Origin of the sequence: Pseudomonas fluorescens (assembly GCF_001902145.1) — a bacterium.
In the GTDB taxonomy this organism is placed as follows: Bacteria; Pseudomonadota; Gammaproteobacteria; order Pseudomonadales; family Pseudomonadaceae; genus Aquipseudomonas; species Aquipseudomonas fluorescens_BV.
In genome coordinates this window covers 88,459-106,891 of the sequence record NZ_MRST01000018.1, presented here as the reverse complement: position 1 = coordinate 106,891, position 18,433 = coordinate 88,459, and the positions used below count along the sequence as shown (strand labels likewise).

The 18,433-nt window shown below is 58.3% G+C and carries 10 protein-coding genes; 4 read left to right on the top strand and 6 right to left on the bottom strand.

Annotated features, from left to right (window positions below):
• Positions 1-120: 120 nt before the first annotated feature.
• Together BUE92_RS05525 and BUE92_RS05515 are read left to right on the top strand one after the other, a co-directional pair.
• Complete coding sequence (locus tag BUE92_RS05525) at positions 121-3,228, top strand: autotransporter serine protease (protein WP_073522407.1); 3,108 nt, start codon at positions 121-123, stop codon at positions 3,226-3,228.
• Positions 3,229-3,408: 180 nt separating this feature from the next.
• Positions 3,409-4,833 carry a polyurethane esterase gene (locus BUE92_RS05515; protein ID WP_073522403.1) on the top strand — a complete coding sequence of 475 codons (1,425 nt, stop codon included), beginning with the start codon at positions 3,409-3,411 and terminating at the stop codon, positions 4,831-4,833.
• A gap of 126 nt (positions 4,834-4,959) precedes the next feature.
• Here the strand turns inward: BUE92_RS05515 and BUE92_RS05510 are convergent, their stop codons facing one another.
• Positions 4,960-5,184 (bottom strand): YgdI/YgdR family lipoprotein, encoded by a 225-nt coding sequence (locus BUE92_RS05510; RefSeq protein WP_003191162.1) that lies wholly within the window; start codon positions 5,182-5,184, stop codon positions 4,960-4,962.
• Between the two features lie 189 nt (positions 5,185-5,373).
• On the opposite strand from BUE92_RS05510, the gene BUE92_RS05505 reads away from it, so the two are divergent.
• Both BUE92_RS05505 and BUE92_RS05500 read left to right on the top strand, forming a co-directional pair.
• Entirely contained in the window at positions 5,374-7,020 is a 1,647-nt protein-coding gene (locus BUE92_RS05505) for a VRR-NUC domain-containing protein (RefSeq protein WP_073522401.1), read from the top strand.
• Positions 7,017-9,275: an ATP-dependent DNA helicase gene (locus BUE92_RS05500; protein WP_073522399.1), complete on the top strand. Its 2,259-nt coding sequence runs from the start codon at positions 7,017-7,019 to the stop codon at positions 9,273-9,275. The genes BUE92_RS05505 and BUE92_RS05500 overlap by 4 nt, the downstream gene beginning before the upstream one ends.
• 9 nt (positions 9,276-9,284) lie before the next feature.
• Here the strand turns inward: BUE92_RS05500 and BUE92_RS05495 are convergent, their stop codons facing one another.
• The 5 genes from BUE92_RS05495 to BUE92_RS05475 all read right to left on the bottom strand — a co-directional run bounded on the left by BUE92_RS05495 (position 9,285) and on the right by BUE92_RS05475 (position 18,306).
• Positions 9,285-11,042: a hypothetical protein gene (locus tag BUE92_RS05495; protein WP_073522397.1), complete on the bottom strand. Its 1,758-nt coding sequence runs from the start codon at positions 11,040-11,042 to the stop codon at positions 9,285-9,287.
• A 66-nt stretch (positions 11,043-11,108) separates the two neighbouring features.
• Positions 11,109-12,914 carry a hypothetical protein gene (locus BUE92_RS05490; RefSeq protein WP_073522396.1) on the bottom strand — a complete coding sequence of 602 codons (1,806 nt, stop codon included), beginning with the start codon at positions 12,912-12,914 and terminating at the stop codon, positions 11,109-11,111.
• A gap of 50 nt (positions 12,915-12,964) precedes the next feature.
• Positions 12,965-15,175 carry a hypothetical protein gene (locus BUE92_RS05485; protein ID WP_073522394.1) on the bottom strand — a complete coding sequence of 737 codons (2,211 nt, stop codon included), beginning with the start codon at positions 15,173-15,175 and terminating at the stop codon, positions 12,965-12,967.
• Between the two features lie 46 nt (positions 15,176-15,221).
• Positions 15,222-16,718, bottom strand: coding sequence for a hypothetical protein (locus BUE92_RS05480; RefSeq protein WP_073522392.1), 1,497 nt, complete (start codon positions 16,716-16,718; stop codon positions 15,222-15,224).
• Positions 16,719-16,848: 130 nt separating this feature from the next.
• Positions 16,849-18,306 carry a hypothetical protein gene (locus tag BUE92_RS05475; protein ID WP_073522390.1) on the bottom strand — a complete coding sequence of 486 codons (1,458 nt, stop codon included), beginning with the start codon at positions 18,304-18,306 and terminating at the stop codon, positions 16,849-16,851.
• Positions 18,307-18,433: the final 127 nt, after the last annotated feature.

The window sequence follows — 18,433 nt, the reverse complement described above, 5'->3', positions numbered from 1 at the left end:
TCAGGAAGCCAGCGTTATCGTTGACGTTTTTCGCGAGCAAGCTCGCTCCTACATGGAAGCGGCGGTGTTCTGGAGAAAGTGATTTACACACGTGCAATAAGAAAACTAAGGAAGGTCACCGTGAAAAAATGCAAGTCAGGGTTAACTACCGCCATCCACACAGGCCCGGGCTATCCGCTCAAGGCGCTGAGCTGCGTGCCATACGGCGCGTTGCTGTGTTGCCTGGCAAGTCTGGGAACCGCCCAGGCCGCACCCTATGTGGAAACCGGCAAACTGGGCGACGCCGCCAGCTGGCGCAGCAATGAATTCAAGGCCGACTGGGGCCTGGGCGCCGTGCACGCCGACACCGCCTATGCGGCCGGCTATACCGGCAAGGGCGTCAAGCTGGGGATCTTCGACCAGCCGGTGTACGCCCCACATCCGGAATTCGCCAGCCCCAACAAAGTGGTGACCCTTGTCACCGAGGGCATCCGCCAATACACCGACCCGTATATCCCGGTGAAGGCCGGTGATGCATTCCGTTACGATGGCACTCCGTCCCTGGGCTCCAACGGCAAGCTGGGCAACCACGGCACGCATGTCGGCGGGATTGCTGCGGGTAACCGCGATGGCGGGCCGATGCATGGCGTGGCGTTCAATGCGCAAATCATCAGTGCCGAAAACGGTGACCCGGGCCCGGAAGACGGAATTATCCTGGGCAACGATGGCGCGGTGTACAAAGCCGGTTGGGATGCGTTGGTTGCCAGCGGCGCTCGCATCATCAACAACAGCTGGGGTATCGGCATCGGTGATCAGTACGCCAAGGGCGGGCGCGATCCGGCGTTTCCCAATTTCACCGTCAACGAAGCCCAGGCGCAATTCAACACCATTCGGCCGATCCTCGGCACAATCGCAGGGGGGGCTTATCAAGGCGCCATCGATGCGGCCCGCAGCGGTGTGCTGACCATCTTCGCCGCGGGTAATGACTACAACCGCAACAACCCGGATGCCATTTCCGGTCTGGCGTACTTTGTGCCGGAAATTGCCCCGAACTGGCTGTCGGTAGCCGCTTTGCAGCAAAACCCGGACACCGCGAGTGCCAACCCCTACGTGATCAGCACCTTCTCGTCGCGCTGTGGCTATGCGGCGAGCTTTTGCGTATCGGCGCCCGGCACCAAGATCTACAGCTCGATCATCAACGGCACCAATCTGGACAACCTCACCAACGACTACGCCAACTTCAACGGCACATCCATGGCCGCGCCTCACGTGGCCGGCAGTGCGGCGGTGCTGATGGAACGCTTCCCGTACATGAGCGGCGACCAGATCTCCACGCTGCTCAAGACCACCGCCACCGACCTCGGCGCGCCGGGCATCGACTCGCTGTACGGCTGGGGCATGATCAACCTGGGCAAGGCGGTCAACGGTCCGGGGATGTTTATCACCGCCGAGGATATTCCTGCCGAGTTCCGCATTGATGGCGCCTATGGCAGCGGCCAGTTCGTGGCGGACCTGCCGGGCGTTGGCGCGGTGGTGGATGCCGGCAAACCCACCCAGCGCCTGTGCGATGACGTGCACTGCGGGCGGGATGTGTGGAGCAACGACATCTCGGGCCATGGCGGCCTGACCAAGCAGGGCATCGGTACCTTGGTGCTCACCGGCGCCAACACCTACAGCGGGCCGACGCTGGTCAACCAGGGCTTGCTGGCGATCAACGGTTCGGTCACCTCCGACGTCACCGTGAGCCAGAGCGGCGTGGTCGGTGGTTCGGGGCGTATCGGTTCGCTGAGCGCGAAAAGCGGCGGTACTGTGGCACCGGGCAATTCCATTGGCACCTTGAACGTGGCGGGCAACGTCAACTTTGAACCGGGCTCGACCTATGCGGTAGAACTGTCGCCCACCAGCAGCGATCGTATCGTCGCGGGCGGCACGGCCACCCTCAACGGTGGCACCGTGACCCTGGCCCTGGAAAACAGCCCGACCTTGTTGAGCGCGCCCCAGGCCCAAAGCCTGATCGGCCGTCAATACAACATCCTGCAAGCGGCAGGTGGGGTCACCGGCAGTTTTGCTGCGGTGCTGCCTGATTACCTGTTTGTCGGCGGTACCTTGAACTATGCCGCCAACGGCGTGCAGCTGGATGTGGCACGCACCAACAGCTTCGCCAGTGTGGCCGCCACGCCGAATCAGCGCGCCGTGGCCGCAGCCGCCGAGCAATTGGGCGCGGGCAATGGCGTGTATGAAAGCCTGCTGCTGGCACCCACGGCCGCTTCGGCCCAAGGCGCGTTTCAGCAACTGAGTGGGGAAGTCTACCCGGCGCTGGAAACCGCACTGGTCAATGACAGCCGCTACGTACGTGAAGCGGTGGGCGAGCGCCTGCGCAATGGCGAGATGGGCGCTACCAGCCAAGCCATCGACAGCCGTGGCAACGTGTGGGTCAAGGCACTGGGCGCATGGGGCAACACCGACAGCCGCAATGACACGGCGGGCTACACCACCTCTATCGGCGGCATGCTCGCCGGTGTGGACGGCGCCCTCGATGAGGCAACACGCATTGGCCTGGTGGCCGGTTACAGCGACACGTCGTTGAACATGGGCAGCGGCACCCACAGCCGTGCCTCGGTCGACAGCTACCATTTCGGCGCCTATGCCGGGCATGAAATCGGCGCCTGGCGCCTGAGTGGCGGCGCGACCTACAGCTGGCACCGCGCCGATGTCAAACGCGACCTGCAATACGGCGACGTCAGCGGCAAGCAAAAAGCCAAGGTCGATGCCCACAGTACCCAGGTGTTCACGGAAGCGGCGTACCGCATCAACCTGCAACCACTGGCCCTGGAGCCGTTCGCCAACCTGGCCTACGTGCACCTGGCAACTGACAGCTTCAAAGAGAAGGGCGACGCCGCCGCACTGAAAAGTGGCGACGACAGCCGTGACCTGGTGCTGAGTACCCTGGGTATGCGTGCCTTGAAGACCTTCAATATCAACGACCATCAGCAACTGGAAGTCTCCGGCACCCTGGGCTGGCAGCACAACCTGAGCAGCACCGATTCGGAGCAGCACCTGGCGTTTGCCTCGGGCGGCCCTTCGTTCACGGTGGAAAGTGCGCCAATGGTGCGCGATGCGGCGTTGGTCGGGGCACGGGTCAGCCTGGCATTGAGCAAGGATGCGCGGGTGAACTTCGATTACAACGGCCTGCTGGCCAGCAAGGAGAAGGTGCACGGCGTCGGCTTGAGCCTGGATTGGGCGTTCTAAAGTTTTGAAAAAACACTGTAGGAGCGAGCTTGCTCGCGAAAAACTCAAGTGCGCCGCGTTCCTTCAGGTAGAACGCGTCATCGTTGACGACCTTCGCGAGCAAGCTCGCTCCTACAGGTGGTAACGGATAACAGGTGTTTTGGCTTTCTCTACAAATCCAACAACAGAGAGGCACTACCAATGGGTATCTTTGACTATAAAAACCTCGGTACCGAGGACTCCAAGGCGTTGTTCGCCGATGCCATGGCGATCACGCTGTATTCCTACCACAACCTGGATAACGGCTTTGCCGTCGGCTACCAGAACAACGGCCTCGGTCTGGGTTTACCGGCTACCCTGGTCAGCGCGCTGGTTGGCGGCAGCAATGCCCAAGGGGTTATCCCCGGCATCCCCTGGAACCCCGACTCGGAAAAAGCCGCCCTTGAAGCGGTGCAAGCAGCCGGCTGGACGCCCATCAGCGCCAGCACCCTGGGCTACAGCGGCAAGGTCGATGCGCGAGGCACCTTCTTTGGCGAAAAATTCGGCTACGGCACGGCGCAGGCCGAGGTGCTGGGCAAGTACGATGACGCTGGCAAACTGCTGGAAATCGGCATCAGTTTCCGCGGCACTTCGGGGCCTCGGGAAAACGTGATCACCGATTCCATCGGCGATGTGATCAACGACCTGCTCGCCGCGTTCGGGCCCAAGGATTATGCCAAGAACTACGCGGGGGAAGCCTTTGGCGGGTTGCTCAAGAACGTGGCGGACTACGCCACTGCCCAGGGCCTGGGCGGCAATGACGTAGTGGTCAGCGGGCACAGCCTCGGCGGCATGGCGGTCAACAGCATGGCCGACTTGAGCGACAGCACCTGGTCGGGTTTTTATAAGGACGCCAACTACGTGGCCTACGCATCGCCGACCCAGAGCGCCGGCGACAAGGTGCTTAACGTCGGTTATGAAAACGATCCGGTGTTCCGCGCCCTGGATGGCTCATCATTTAACCTGTCGTCCCTGGGCGTGCACGACAAGCCCCACGAATCGAGCACCGACAACATCGTCAGCTTCAACGATCACTACGCCTCATCCCTGTGGAACGTCCTGCCGTTTTCCATCCTCAACCTGCCCACCTGGGTCTCGCACTTGCCCACCGGTTACGGTGACGGCATGACCCGCATCCTCGACTCGGGGTTCTACGAACAGATGACCCGCGACTCCACGGTGATCGTCGCCAACCTGTCCGACCCGGCACGGGCCACCACCTGGGTGCAAGACCTCAACCGCAATGCCGAGGCGCACAAGGGCAATACCTTCATCATCGGCAGCGACGGCGACGATTTGATCAAAGGCGGCAGGGGCACGGACTTTATCGAAGGCGGCAAGGGCAATGACACGATCCGCGACAGCAGTGGGCACAATACGTTTTTGTTCAGCGGGCAGTTTGGCAATGACCGAGTGATTGGCTACCAGGCGACGGACAAGCTGGTGTTCAACGACGTGGCGGGCAGCGATGATTACCGCGATCACATCAAGGTGGTAGGCGGGGATACAGTCATTGGCTTTGGGACGGATTCGGTGACGCTGGTGGGTGTGAGCAATCTGTCGGGGGAGGGGATAGTCATCAGCTAAGGATAAAATGCGGTCAAAATGTGGGAGCGGGCTTGCTCGCGAATGCGGTGTGTCAGATAGCATCTGCAGTGGCTGATCCAACCGCATTCGCGAGCAAGCCCGCTCCCACATCTAAAAAGGTTACAACTATTTTTCCTTACGCACCGTGGCCACATCATCGGCCTTGATACGAATGCGCTTGCCGGCAATATCGGTGAACTCGTAGAAGCCGTCGGCCGTTTTGGCGTTGGGCGTGTCCTTGGTCAAATATTGCGTGCCATTTTGCAAGGTCACCACGGTTTGCGTGGAGCAACCGGCCAATACCAGAAAAGTGAGTGCAACCAGCGGCAGACCCAAATTCTTCATGTTCATAACCCTTACCTTTAACCCTGAAAAGTCCCGCAGCGTCTGCTTGCGGGGCCATAAATATTACGCGATCAACCCCCTCATCAGATTGTTTTTTTGCAGAAAGTTGCAGGCGCCATTTATCTATTACTGATTGCAACAACGGCTTTGCCCCGGCACTCTGTATGCATAACCAGTACTTGATTGCTCTGCGCCATGGCCAACCCCCTCGAAGACCCCTTGTATTACCTGCATAACTTCCGCCAAGTGCTGGTTTGGTTGGGGCAACGCTACGCCGATTTGCTCGATGCGCACGAACAGCATTTCATTCAGCAATTTGACAGCTTGCCCCAGGCGTCCCAGGCGTTGTTGGTGCGCATGGTGATGCGCAAGGGCGTGCATTTTCGCGCCGCTAAACTCCATTACCTGGAAATCGGTTGCCCCCATGCGGCGGCGGGGCCATTGCGTGAATTGGGATGGGTGGAAGATCAAAGCCCGCTGTCGTTTGCCACCCTGTTCGCCCTGCTGCAAAAGAGTGAACTGCTCGGCGCCTTCAGGCCCTGGATCGACCAACCCAAGGGCAACAAGGCCGACTGGCTTGAACCCTTGGCCGCGCAATTTACCGAACCGCGCAGCTTTGCCCAGTGGTGCCCCGACGTGGACGACGCGCTCTATAGCCTGACGGTAATGGAGTTGTGTGATCGCCTGCGCCTGATGTTCTTCGGCAACCTGCATCAGGACTGGTCGGAATTCGTGCTGGCAGACCTGGGCATCTACACCTATGAAAAAGTCGAGTTCTGCGCCGAGTCTCGCGGGTTACGCAGCCGTGACGATGTGCATGGGTTCCTGTTCCTGCACCAGTGCCAGCAAGCCTTTGAAGCCGGTGAGGCACTGGATACCGTGTTGGCGCAGGTCGCCACGTTGTGCACCGACAACCCCTGGCTGGAAAAGCGCCGCGCCAAGCTGTTGTTCCAGATCGGCCAGTATTGCGAACGCTGCGCCGAGCTGGAGCTGGCCGAACAGATCTACCGCCGTTGCACGCACCCCGGCGCACGTGCGCGGCTGATCCGCGTACTGGAGCGCCAGGAGGATTACGCCCAAGCCATGGCCCTGGCGACCGAGGCACAACAGGCCCCACACAGCGCCGCCGAACACCAACAGCTGCTACGGGTAGTGCCGCGCCTGCGGCGCAAACTTGGCGGGCCGGCGCTGCCCAGGGCCAAGCCCCAAGCGGTGGCGCGCCTGGACCTGGCACTGGTGCAGGAGCCGCTGCTGTCGGTGGAATCCTGTGTGCTGGCGCACCTGAGCGAACCGGATGCGCCGGTGCATTACGTCGAGAACGGCCTGATCAATTCGCTGTTCGGCTTGCTGTGCTGGGAGGCGATTTTCGCCCCGCTGCCGGGGGCGTTTTTCCACCCGTTCCAGCGTGGGCCGGCGGATTTGCACGGCGAGGACTTTTATCAACGTCGAGAAGCGTTGTTTGCCGCGTGCTTTGCACAACTGGAGGACGGTCGCTACAAGGCCAGCATCCGCCAACGCTATGTAGAGAAATCGGGCATCCAGTCGCCTTTTGTGTTCTGGAACCTGCTCAACGAAGAACTGCTCGAGCAAGCCCTGGCCTGCCTGCCCGCCGAACACTTGCGCCATTGGTTTACGCGCCTGCTGCAGGATATCCGTGCCAACCGTGCCGGGATGCCGGACCTCATCCAGTTCTGGCCCGCGCAAAATACCTATCGCATGATCGAGGTCAAAGGCCCCGGCGACCGTCTGCAAGACAACCAGTTGCGTTGGCTGCAATTCTGCGGCGAGCACCAGATGCCAGTCACCGTCTGCTACGTGCGTTGGGCGGAGCAACCCGCTTGAGTTACAGCGTGGCCGTGCGGGCGCTGTGTGAGTTCACGGCCAAGGTCGGCGACCTGGACCTGCGTTTTACGCCGTCGCCCAGTGCTCAGGAAGGCATCGTCGGTCATCGCACAGTGGCGTCCCGGCGCAGTGCGCACTACCAGCATGAGGTCGCCCTTGAGGGTGACTACCAACAGCTCAAGGTGCGGGGCAGGGCGGACGGCTACGACCCGGACGCCAATCGGCTGGAAGAAGTCAAAACCTACCGTGGCGACCTTGCTGCCCAACCCGCCAACCATCGGCAACTGCACTGGGCCCAGGTCAAGGTGTATGGCTGGCTGATGTGCCAGAAACTCGGGCTCGATCACATCGACCTGGCGCTGGTGTACTTCGATATCGTCGGCGAAGGCGAAACCTTGCTCAACCAGCGATTCGATGCGCCAGACCTTGAGCAGTTCTTCAATCGACAATGCGCGCTGTTCCTGGACTGGGCCCGGCAAGAACTACAGCATCGCGAGGCACGCAACGCTGGCGCGCAGGGCCTGGCATTTCCCCATGCCGACTTTCGTACCGGGCAGCGCACCTTGGCCGAGTCGGTCTACAAAGCGGTGAGTACGGGCCGGTGCCTGATGGCCCAGGCGCCCACCGGCATTGGCAAGACCATCGGAACGATCTTCCCGCTGCTCAAGGCCCTGGCCCCTCAGCAACTGGATAAGCTGTTCTTCCTCACCGCCAAGACGCCCGGGCGCAAGCTGGCCCTGGATGCCGCCCAAGTGTTGTACGACAGCAGCCCCGAGCTGTCGCTGCGCGTGCTTGAACTGGTGGCACGGGACAAGGCGTGCGAACACCTGGACAAAGCCTGCCATGGCGACTCCTGCCCGTTGGCCAAGGGTTTTTACGACCGCCTGCCCGCCGCCCGCCAAGCCGCGTCCCAGGTACGCCTGCTCGATCAACGCAGCCTGCGCAACGTCGCGCTGGCTCATCAGGTATGCCCGTACTATTTGAGCCAGGAAATGGCGCGCTGGAGCGACCTGATCGTCGCCGACTACAACTATTACTTCGACTTTGGCGCGATGCTGTTCAGCCTGGCCCAGCTCAACCAATGGCGCGTCGCAGTGCTGGTGGACGAAGCGCACAACCTGGTCGAGCGAGCGCGCTCGATGTACAGCGCCAGCCTGGATCAATACAGCCTCAAGGCCGTGCGCGACAGCGCACCCGAGGCGCTGAAAAAACCGTTACAGCGCCTCAACCGTGAGTGGAACGCGTTGCACAAGGACCAACTGGCGCCTTATCAGGCCTACGCCGCCAAACCCGACAAGCTGCTCCAGGCCCTGAGCCTGTGCACCAGCGCCATGGGCGACTACTTCAACGACCACCCCGAGGCCCTCAACGGCGAATTGCAAGCCTTCTATTTCGAAGCCCTGCAATGGGCCAAGGTGGCGGAGCTGTTCAACGAACACTTCATCTTCGACATCAGCAAGCGCCAGTCCAGCGGCAAGCGCAGCAGCTCGACCTTGTGCCTGCGCAACGTGGTGCCCGCCGAATTCATCCGACCCAGGCTGACGGCCGCACGCAGCAGCGTGTTGTTTTCTGCGACCTTGAGCCCACGGCACTATTACGCCGACTTGCTCGGCCTGCCGGCGAATACCGCCTGGATCGACGTTGAGTCACCGTTCAAGGCCGAGCAGTTGCGGGTATGCATCGTTGAGCGGATCTCCACGCGGTTCGTGCATCGCCAAGCGTCGCTGGAGCCCATCGTGGCATTGATCGCCCGGCAGTTCGCCGCACAACCGGGTAACTACCTGGCGTTCTTCTCCAGCTTTGACTACTTGCAACAGGTCGCGCAGTTGCTGGCTGAGCGGCACCCGCACATTGCGCTGTGGCTGCAATCACGCGGCATGGCCGAGGCCGAGCGCCAGGCCTTTCTCGACCAATTCACCGAGCACAGCCAGGGCATCGGCTTTGCCGTGCTGGGCGGCGCGTTCGGCGAAGGCATCGACCTGCCCGGCGCGCGCTTGATCGGCGCATTCATCGCCACCTTGGGCCTGCCACAGCTCAACCCGGTGAACGAGCAGATGAAACTGCGCATGGGCGCAATTTTTGGTGCGGGGTACGACTACACATACCTGTACCCCGGCATTCAAAAAGTCGTGCAGGCGGCGGGGAGGGTGATTCGCAGCCAGCATGATCGTGGGGTGGTGATGTTGATTGATGATCGGTTTGGGGAGGCGCGGGTGCGGCGGTTGTTGCCGCGCTGGTGGACACCCGCGCATTGACACTTGCCTTCATTGGCTCTTTATCCATACCAGCAGCTCCGAATACCGAGTGGGTTGGCCTCTACGGCTAAGGCTGTAGAACACCCTCACGATCTCGCCATCCTTGAGGTTATCCACCGAAATTGGAATAGACAGTGCCAAGCCGGCTGTTTGCGGAGTCAGTGTTGTGGGCACCGAGGTTCTGAAGTGGCTGCTGCTCCATTGCAAGGTCAGGGTATCGCCGGGCACTGTTTCGGTAAACGGCAGCACGACAGTCACCTGGTGCTCAACCGTCGAGCCTTCAACTCGAGCCTTTGGCAGTCGGCCGAGCGGCTCGCCGACCTGTAGTCGCAGACGTTGGGACGCACGGGCAGAGGCATGATCGGCACGTTCGTAGTACAACTCGGTGAGTTGGTGATTAAAACGCCTGATCTGCTCACCCTCGATCGTGAACTTCACGACACGATCTTCCGGGAGGGCGACCAGCGTGTATTCCTGGGTGTAGATCGTCGAGCGGCCTACCCACACCAGGCGTATTGGCACCGAAGCATCCCATCCATCGGGCGCTATCATGGACACGGTAACCTGGGCAAGAGTGGGGTCCAGATAACCTGCCGAGGCTTCCAGAACCTGAGGTGCGAGCCAGGGGCTGGCGGCACCGCGTATGTTCAGTCGAACCTTCTTCGAAACCCGCCAGTCACTGGTTCTCGCCTTTTGGACGCTGCAAGACAAGAACGAAATACCGCCTCCCAGAGCCGTGAGCCGTTCATTGGGGATATTGAATTCCATGAAACTATTGGTGCGCTCGACGGTTTTCTCCTCGCGATAGGGTACCGGGATGTTCTCCGCGTCTCGACCCGCCCAGTCCAGGCGTACGCAATCACCTTTACCGAAGACCTCGGGGTGAAGAAACAACAGGACCTTCTGCGGCTTATCACCCAGCTTTTTCAAGTCAACGATCTCGCCTGGTTGTTCAATAAAAGGCGCCTCCAGTGGTCGGGTGCCGAGGTCAACCGCCACCGTCTGGGTCGGTGACCAATTGGCGTCCGACTCAGGGTCATAGATTGGATAATTGCCAACGGCGTCGATGACTTGCATCGCCATTTTCAGGAAAGGGTCGCTGCCGGCATCGAGGATGACCTGGGTGGGAACCTTGGTCTGAAAGCCTCTGCCAACCTCTCTGGGGAGAACCACATGGGTGAACTGTTGTGATCCCCAGGCAAACCGGCACGTGTCGTACTCCGCCATGTTTTTGTAGGGCTGGACGTCCAGAATGACCCCGGAGGTGGCCCTCTCCAGATCCACCACCGCGCCAGCTTCAATATCTTCAGGTAAGAACACCACCAGCCCTTGATGCCCTGGGATGTCCTCGTTTGGGTCGCCGTCGCCGGGACGGTTCAATTTGATCCGCAGCGTGAGGATATTGGAGTCGACCGGGTCGGCAGCGGGCTCTTCCACTGTGCAGTGCACCTTGGCCATTGCCGGCAGAATGCTCTCTTTTCGCATCGTCAGGAGATAAACCAGGTCATTCACGTTGCTGTCGTCGATGACCAGGTAATCCTCCGGTGTCGGGCCGTTCCAGTACAGATACAGCACGGTGTCGAGCGCGAACTTGTGCTGAGGGGATCGAAAAAGCTGGGGGGTGAGGTCATGTTCGACGTGCCGCAGGCCAACGCATGCATCCGGCACAGTATCTTCAGCGATAGGCCTGCCCAGATTCTGGATATACAACTCAGGTTGGTCATCCGTAGTTGAACCGCCAGCGTTTTTTTCAGGAGCACGAGGCATTGTGAAATCTCCACGGTTGAGAGAGCGTTGCCATTGAGGTACACACGCCAGCGCTGGGCATGATGATCACACCTGCGGCCTGTCTTCACAGCCATCTATGCCTCGACGCGCAATCCGCAGTGTGACGACTTTGGAATAGCGGTGCGCAGTACCGTTCAGGCTGACTTGCCAATAGACTTTTACGAGGTGGTTGAGGTCATCCATCACATAGTGGGCGGGTATTTTGATCCGTACATCGCCAGGGGTTTCTATGTACTTGAGCATTTCAACGCGGTTACTTGGGCCGTACCAGTGCAAGCGAACCTCCCGGCCTACTGGAGGGGCAGGGATAGTCACCCAGACACCGTCAGCTACCAGGTCCGGGTCGAGCTGATACCCGATGACCTTGTCGACGACGGGCGCCGCCATGGGGGCCCACCGCTCACCTACTTGCAGGGGCTTGCGCGCTGAGGCCCCCAGCGAGCCCCCCTCACTGTCGTTGGCTTCGTAGTACATCTGCGAAGGGCGGCCCTCGAACCGCTTGATCTGCTCTGCCGGTAGTACGAACTCAATGGCGCCGTGCTCCGGGCGTGCGCCGGCATTACGGCTAGAGCGGTATTCCACGGTGCCTTCAGGGTCAGGTAATACCCAGACCAGGGTGATCAGGTCTTGGGGCTTCCAACTGGCTTGGTAAGGTACGTAGGCATGGCTGTCGACTTGGGCGGTTCGTGCATCGGCAAAGGGCATAGCCTCGTTCAGGTACGGCGCAGGCCACTCCACGTCCGCCCCTTCGATACTCACGTAGGCTGCTTGCGAATACATCTGCATGGGGTCGATGTATTTGTGCAGTACGTAATGGAGCTTGGCGTGGCCATGGATCAGGTCCGCCATAAATGCATAGGGGACCTCGAAGTCAAAAATACTGCTGTTCCTGTCCACTGTTCGTTTTTCACTATGGGTCGATAGCTCGCCCTGGGCGTTGGTTGCCGTGAAAAAGAACTCCAAGGTGTCTTGTCGCTCGAAATAATCGGGTGAGGCAAATACAGAAGCGATCAGCGGCTTGCCCTGCAATTTACCCAGATCAATTTCCCCGGTTTGTGGGTCAGCCTGTGTAAAAGGCTCTCTCAAAATGTCCCGCTGGGCATACACAAGCACCTTGCTGGTCGCCGACCAACGGGCGGCGGGGTCGGTAAAGTTACCAGTGGGCCCACGTACTTGCAGCCGTACGTTCAGCTCTATGGCGTCGCGGGCGGCCATGACTTTCGCGTAAGGCACCACAAGGCGTATCTCGCGGCCAAGGTCTGTGACGCTCACGTAATAAGTGATCTGCTGATCCCCCCAGCACAGCAGGATGCAGTCACCTTCGGCCATGTGAAGATAAGGCATGAGCGTGATTTCGATCCCTTCGCGGGCTCGCTCTTCGCTGACACCGTTAACCAGCACATCGTCAGGCAGGTGGATAACCAGCCCTTGGTGTCCCGGTTTGCTGGGGTCCGGATCATTGCCTGCCGGTATATCGAGATTGACCCGCAAGCGCAACGGGAGGGTTGATACGCCGGTATGGTTGATCCGGCACACCAGCGGGTCTATCCATTGAGGCTTGATGCTGCCCTCGGGCAGGAGAATCGGCAGCCATTCACTCGGGACGTCAGCGGGCATGACAAAGGTGTGAGCAATTGGAATTACTTGGTCGTTGCTGAAAAGTTCGAACAGTTGCCCGGGGTATGTATGGGGCCCTTTTTTAAAGTAGACAAGCTGGGGTGTTGCGATATTTCTGAGCCCCAGGTTACCGTCAACCCCGACATCACCAGGCGCTGCTGGATGTAGTCCTGGAATGTGAAGTTCGCCCAGTTCAGTAACGGGCTGAGGGATAGCGGGAATGACCTGAGACATGAGCGTGACTCCTATCTTATAGAGCAAACATGCAAGGGAGGACAGGTTATTTAGATCATCCTGAATCGAATTCTATATAGATTATAATCGTTACCCACAGGGCTCGACTGATGGCTGTTGATATATAAAATAACTTCCGTACTGTTGGCAGTGAACGATCCCGAAATATTTACTTCTTCACCAATAGTGGTTGCCTCAGTCAGAGGCCCTTGCGATGTACTAAGAGACAATATTGGATATTCAAGAAGGTCGTTAGCTCGCTGGACGCGTAAGCTGAACGAGTATCGCTGACCTTGACGCAGGTTGCGAAAATGCTGACTCAACAGAACGCCATCTTTGTCATAGGTTTCAAAGGTATTATTGAATAGATACCATGTGCCGTCTGCAGTAACTATGAACTGCCTGTCTCGAAGATCGCTGAATGCGGGGCCATATATCCACCCATTAATGTTGGCGTTGTAAAAATCAGTAATGTGGTCACGCCCCTCTCGAATGTATAGCACGCTAATTGGCGAAAAGCGTCTAGGGACATTGGCCCTGACCAAGTTATATTTGATCCTCACTGACTCATTCAAATTCTCACTTGCAAAATTGCGCGGGACAGGAATGACCAGTGTCGCGCCTTCCTGCTCCTTCGTCACCGTGACGGGCACTGATGTGCCCGTAATACTGCCCTCCCAATCCAACGTTACAACGTCATCCTTCAGGCTATCGGTAAGTGGAACAATCACGTTCACATGGTCGTCAACATCATTGGGATCCAAGTAGTTCCCCCATGCTTGTTCGACTTCCACGGCAGGTAATGTTCTGGCCGGCTCGCCAACGTGAATCGGTAAGCGTTGCGACTGACGCTCGGGCTTTAGGTCGATACGTTCGTAATACACGTCGACAGGCAACGTGTTGAAACGTCTGACTTGCTCGTTCGGCACGGTAAATGAAATCACTCGGTCAACCGGAAAAGGATCTAGATCAAACTCTTCGGTAAAATTAACCGAATGGGCCGCCCACACAATGCGTAGTTTGGTTGCGGTGGTCCAACCATCCTGTACGTTGAACTTCATCGTGGCAATGGACGTTGGCTCCAGCTCTCCACCGGGGGCTTCGACAATGCGCGGTGCAGGCCACTCGGAGACATCGCCGGTTACGGTGATTCGGACTTTTCTCGATGGCAGCCATTTGTCGTCCCGGTGCTTGTAGAGGCTGTAGTACATGATCACCGTACCCATCGCGACGGCACGCACCCATTCATTCGGGATGTAGAAATCTTCGATAACATTGGTCTGTACGACAGATCTCTCTTCCGAGTGGAAAAAGGGCACATTTTTAACATCGCGCCCCTCCCACTCGAACGCGATTGTATCGCCCCGCTCAAAAAAATCGTTATCGACAAACACCTGGACTGTCTGGTCTGCGGCTCCCAACTTGTCAAGGTCCACGTCCTCCCCGGCCTGCTCCAGGAAGGGTGGGCGCGGGCGCAACAAGCCGAGGTTGACCTCGACGCGTTTCTTCTCCGACCAATTCGACGCTGAATTGGGATCAGCAGGGTAGTTACCAGCCACATCCTTGACCTGCATGGCCACCGGCATGTTCACGTAGTGGGGATTTTTGATGATTTCCTCAAGGGATATCATCATTTCAAACTCACGCCCCACCTCGAGGGCCGTCACCACTTTCTCGATAATCGTTGAGCCCCAGGCAATACGACAAGTATCCAGCTCAGCCATATATTCCCAGGGCTGAATTTCAAGCCTCACACCCCGTTCTGCCCTGGCCATGTCTACGTGACTACCGGCTTCCAGGTCGGGCGGCAGATAAAATACCAGGCCTCGATGACCGCTTTCAGAGTGCTGGTCGGGGGCGCCAGGGCGGTTGCGTTTCACTCTGAGTTTCAACGGCTTGGTTTTGGAGGTGTTGCCGCTGGGGCGCTTGATGAGGCAATAGACTTCGGCCCATTCCGGCAGGATCAGTTCCTTATCCACCATCAAGCTGAAAAACCGGTTGCCCTGGTTCTCCGGTTGGATGATGAGATAGTCCGCTGGCGCATGAGGATTGTTCCAGATCAGGTAGATCTCGGTGTCCAATGCCTGATCGGGAAACCCGAGGAGCAGCACCTCCAGATCATGTTCGACGTGTCGCGCGCCGAGGGCACCGTCGTACGAGGTATCACCGTTGATCGGAGGTTCTATACCGCTGATCAAGACGGGACCAAGGTCGTAGTCTTCGAGGGGGGCGACCGTCTCTTCTATCGTTTTACCGGACATTGTTCTACCTCCAGGACAAGGCTTTCATGGGTGCAGTGATAGATTTTCACTGGTACCCGAGCGGCCCAATCTGCACTGGCTGACGTATCGACTCGTTCAGGTCCCTGCTGCTGGCCAGAATGTTTGCGGGTTCATAAACGTAGTAGAGGTCCGGCGTCGTGCCATTGAATTTCAACAGCGCGTCATACGGAATCAGGCGCCTGATCGGCACCCCCTCGGGTACTTGGCCGACCGTAAACGGGTCATCGTAGAGGATAAGGTCATGGCCGCCCGGTACTTCATAACGCATGATCAACATGAGCTTGTCGGTGGGTTGGCGCCAGGCGTACCACGGGATTTCCACGGCGGCGCCATTGACGGGAATAGGGTTGACCACATGAGAGGGGTAGCGCAAAAAAGTCGGCGGCTGTAGCCGGACAAGGGCATCCTGTACTTCTGCAGAGGCAAACTTCGAGTAACCCACCCTGTCGAGCCCTTTGAGCAAGATAAAGCTGAGCTCGACCGTGCCGCCGGCGCAGGCTCGCACTTTGTCATTAGGTATATGGAAGTCATGGGGCCTGCCAGCCGCTGTAATCGAAACGTATTCCTCATGCAGCACCACGCCCCCCAACTTAGGCCTACCCCGGTAAGTCGCAAAATACGTGTGCCCTACAGGCCCCTCCCACGGGTAGGTGAAAAGCTCCATTTGCAGGGCATTGCCGTTGAGTGTTTCAAGATCGATGACACCGGGGAACGGCTGTTGCTCTTTCTTGAAGAGAGGAGCAGCCAAATCCGCAGTACCGATATCCACCAGCACCGGGACATTTCTTGATCGGGGAGTGGACACGTTGCGCACTGCGTCAACCACTTGAAAACTCACTAATCGGTTAGTGCCGTTTCCGACGGTAATAATCTGATCGCGGTTGAGTCTTATCACGGTCGGCAGGCCTACCCCAGCTACTTGCTGTCTTGGCGGAAAATAGTTGCCGAACTGGACCTCAATCACATCCAACTCATGCATGTTCGGGTAAGGATGACAGGTAATAGTGACGCCTCGACCGGCCTGTATTTCTCGGATCTCTAAGTCAGACAGCGTGAAGTTGAGTGCGGAATGACCAGGTTCGATATGATCCTTGTCGTCACCTGCGGGCATGCTTCTCTTGACCATTAATGTCAACGGATAGGAGAGGTCATTATCCGGGCCACCTTCATACAACACCTTGTAGCCCAGTATCACGTCACCCTCAGGCAGGTCATTGTCCGAGATAGAGAACGAAAAACTATTGCGCTGCTCTTCTCCGGGCTCCAGGGTTTTCTCGGCAAGGACCTTCATACCCTCAGCGATGGACAGCACTTGGATTTTATCCTTGGGCTTGGCCGGCCAATTTTTATCCACTGTCACAGTCAGGCCTCTGGTCAACAACCACAGCGGGATACCGCCGTCATAGCCTTTAAAGGCAGGGGACATCCCAGGCACGCGTAGGGTGTCAAGAAACTTGGGCTTTATTGGCGACACCTTTTTACTTTTATCAGTGGTAGCCGGCTTGCTGGTTTTGCTAGGCATGGTGTTCTCCTGGCTAGAAGTTGGTGCGCATTACAGGATGCTGTTCCTGGGTTTGTGAATATCAAACGCCTTATGTGAGTTGCTGGCTACTGTCATAATTGACAGGTATCGACGAACGGTATGTGCGCACTCACGCGCCTGCAAGAATGTGCACGCGTCGACGCACCGACTCGTTCAAATCCACGGAACGCGCCCTGATGGAGGCGGACTCGGATTCATAAACGAAGTAAAGATCCGGGGCATAGCCAACGAACTGCTCCAGGTCCGCTGCGTTGATGACCCATTGCACCGGCTGCTCATCTGCCCAGAACGTCCCGACGGGCTTTGTCACGCTGAATAGAATGATGTCGTTGAGCGACTTCACGTAGCGCAGGATGAGCGTGAGGGTGTCGGTAGGTTTGCGCCAGGCGTACCAGGGGATGTTGATGACCAGGGTTTTTTCGATGGGGACGATATCGTCGGGGTATTTATCGAAATAGGGGGCCTCCAGCCGCACGGCAGTCCCTGTCACTTGGGCGAAGGTATTTTGCGAGGTTTGAGTGTCCAGTTCATCAGCCCGGATCAACGCGTAGCTGATCTGCACATGCCCGCCGGCGGCAGCGCGGACTTTGCTGTAGGGCACTGGGTGAAACGTCGCCGTTCCGGCCCTGGTAATGGTTTCGACACGTCGATGGACCACCTCGCCGCCGAGCGGTGGGTAGGCCTGGAAGGTCACGACATACCAATCGCCCGTTCGGCCGACGTTAGCGGGGGTGTGCATGCCAATGCTCAGGTTGGCCCCATCGAGCTTGTCGATGTCGATATAGCCCGGTGAATCATCCGACTGAATGAACGGGCCGTCCCGTTGAGAGTCGTCAAGCGCTACCAGCACACGAGTATATGCGGACCTTGGCCAAGAGGCGTTGCCGACGGGGTCGACAATATAGAATCCCACCAGCAGGCCGTCACTGTTACCGGCTGCGGTGATCTGCGCGTGATTGATGATGATCGTGGTGGGCTGATTTACCCCCTTGACCCGCTGCACAATCGTCACGCCCCCCCATTGGAAATGAATGTAATCCCCCGGGTGCATATGCGGGTAAGGCGGGATGATTGCACTGACCCCTTTTGCCGCATCCGGCGGATACACTTCCTGGGTCGAGAGGGTAAACGTGAGTTCTGAGTGGCCCGGTTCACCCGGATTTTTGTCGATACCACCGGGCAGGTCTGTCTTGATCAGGACACTTAGTGGAAATGAAACCTCATAGTCATCCTTACTCCCTTTGAAGTTCACGACGTAACCCAGGCGCAGCTCTCCGTCAGGCAGCTTGTCGGGAGCAATTGCAAAGAAAAAACTTTTGTTCTGTTCTTCACCGGCTTGCACAACTTTAATGGCCAGCAAATGCATGCTGGGCATCTCCACGACGCTGATGATGTCACCCGCACTGGTGGCCCAGCTGTTCTCAACGCGGACTGACAGGCCTGACACGATCAACCAGGCCGCAATACCTCCGTCGTAGCCATCGACATTGGGTGTCATGCCGGGGATCGACAAACGAGGAAGTTGCTTGGGTTGCACAGGGGACGTCTGGGGGCTTTGGGTAACCATGGTTTTCTCCTGAGCAGGTCCCAGCATGGGATCTCGCCGTCAAAGTCGTGTGACTGTGGCGTTATCAAACACCCGTCTCTCACGCCTGGCTACTGTCAAAGTTCACAGGTAGGCCCGCATGTTCACC

Excerpts from the sequence above, each read along its gene's own strand:
- BUE92_RS05515 (WP_073522403.1), top strand. The coding sequence starts at position 3,409 with ATGGGTATCTTTGACTATAAAAACCTCGGTACCGAGGACTCCAAGGCG.
- BUE92_RS05510 (WP_003191162.1), bottom strand. The coding sequence starts at position 5,184 with ATGAACATGAAGAATTTGGGTCTGCCGCTGGTTGCACTCACTTTTCTG.
- BUE92_RS05505 (WP_073522401.1), top strand. The coding sequence starts at position 5,374 with ATGGCCAACCCCCTCGAAGACCCCTTGTATTACCTGCATAACTTCCGC.
- BUE92_RS05495 (WP_073522397.1), bottom strand. The coding sequence starts at position 11,042 with ATGCCTCGTGCTCCTGAAAAAAACGCTGGCGGTTCAACTACGGATGAC.
- BUE92_RS05490 (WP_073522396.1), bottom strand. The coding sequence starts at position 12,914 with ATGTCTCAGGTCATTCCCGCTATCCCTCAGCCCGTTACTGAACTGGGC.
- BUE92_RS05485 (WP_073522394.1), bottom strand. The coding sequence starts at position 15,175 with ATGTCCGGTAAAACGATAGAAGAGACGGTCGCCCCCCTCGAAGACTAC.
- BUE92_RS05480 (WP_073522392.1), bottom strand. The coding sequence starts at position 16,718 with ATGCCTAGCAAAACCAGCAAGCCGGCTACCACTGATAAAAGTAAAAAG.
- BUE92_RS05475 (WP_073522390.1), bottom strand. The coding sequence starts at position 18,306 with ATGGTTACCCAAAGCCCCCAGACGTCCCCTGTGCAACCCAAGCAACTT.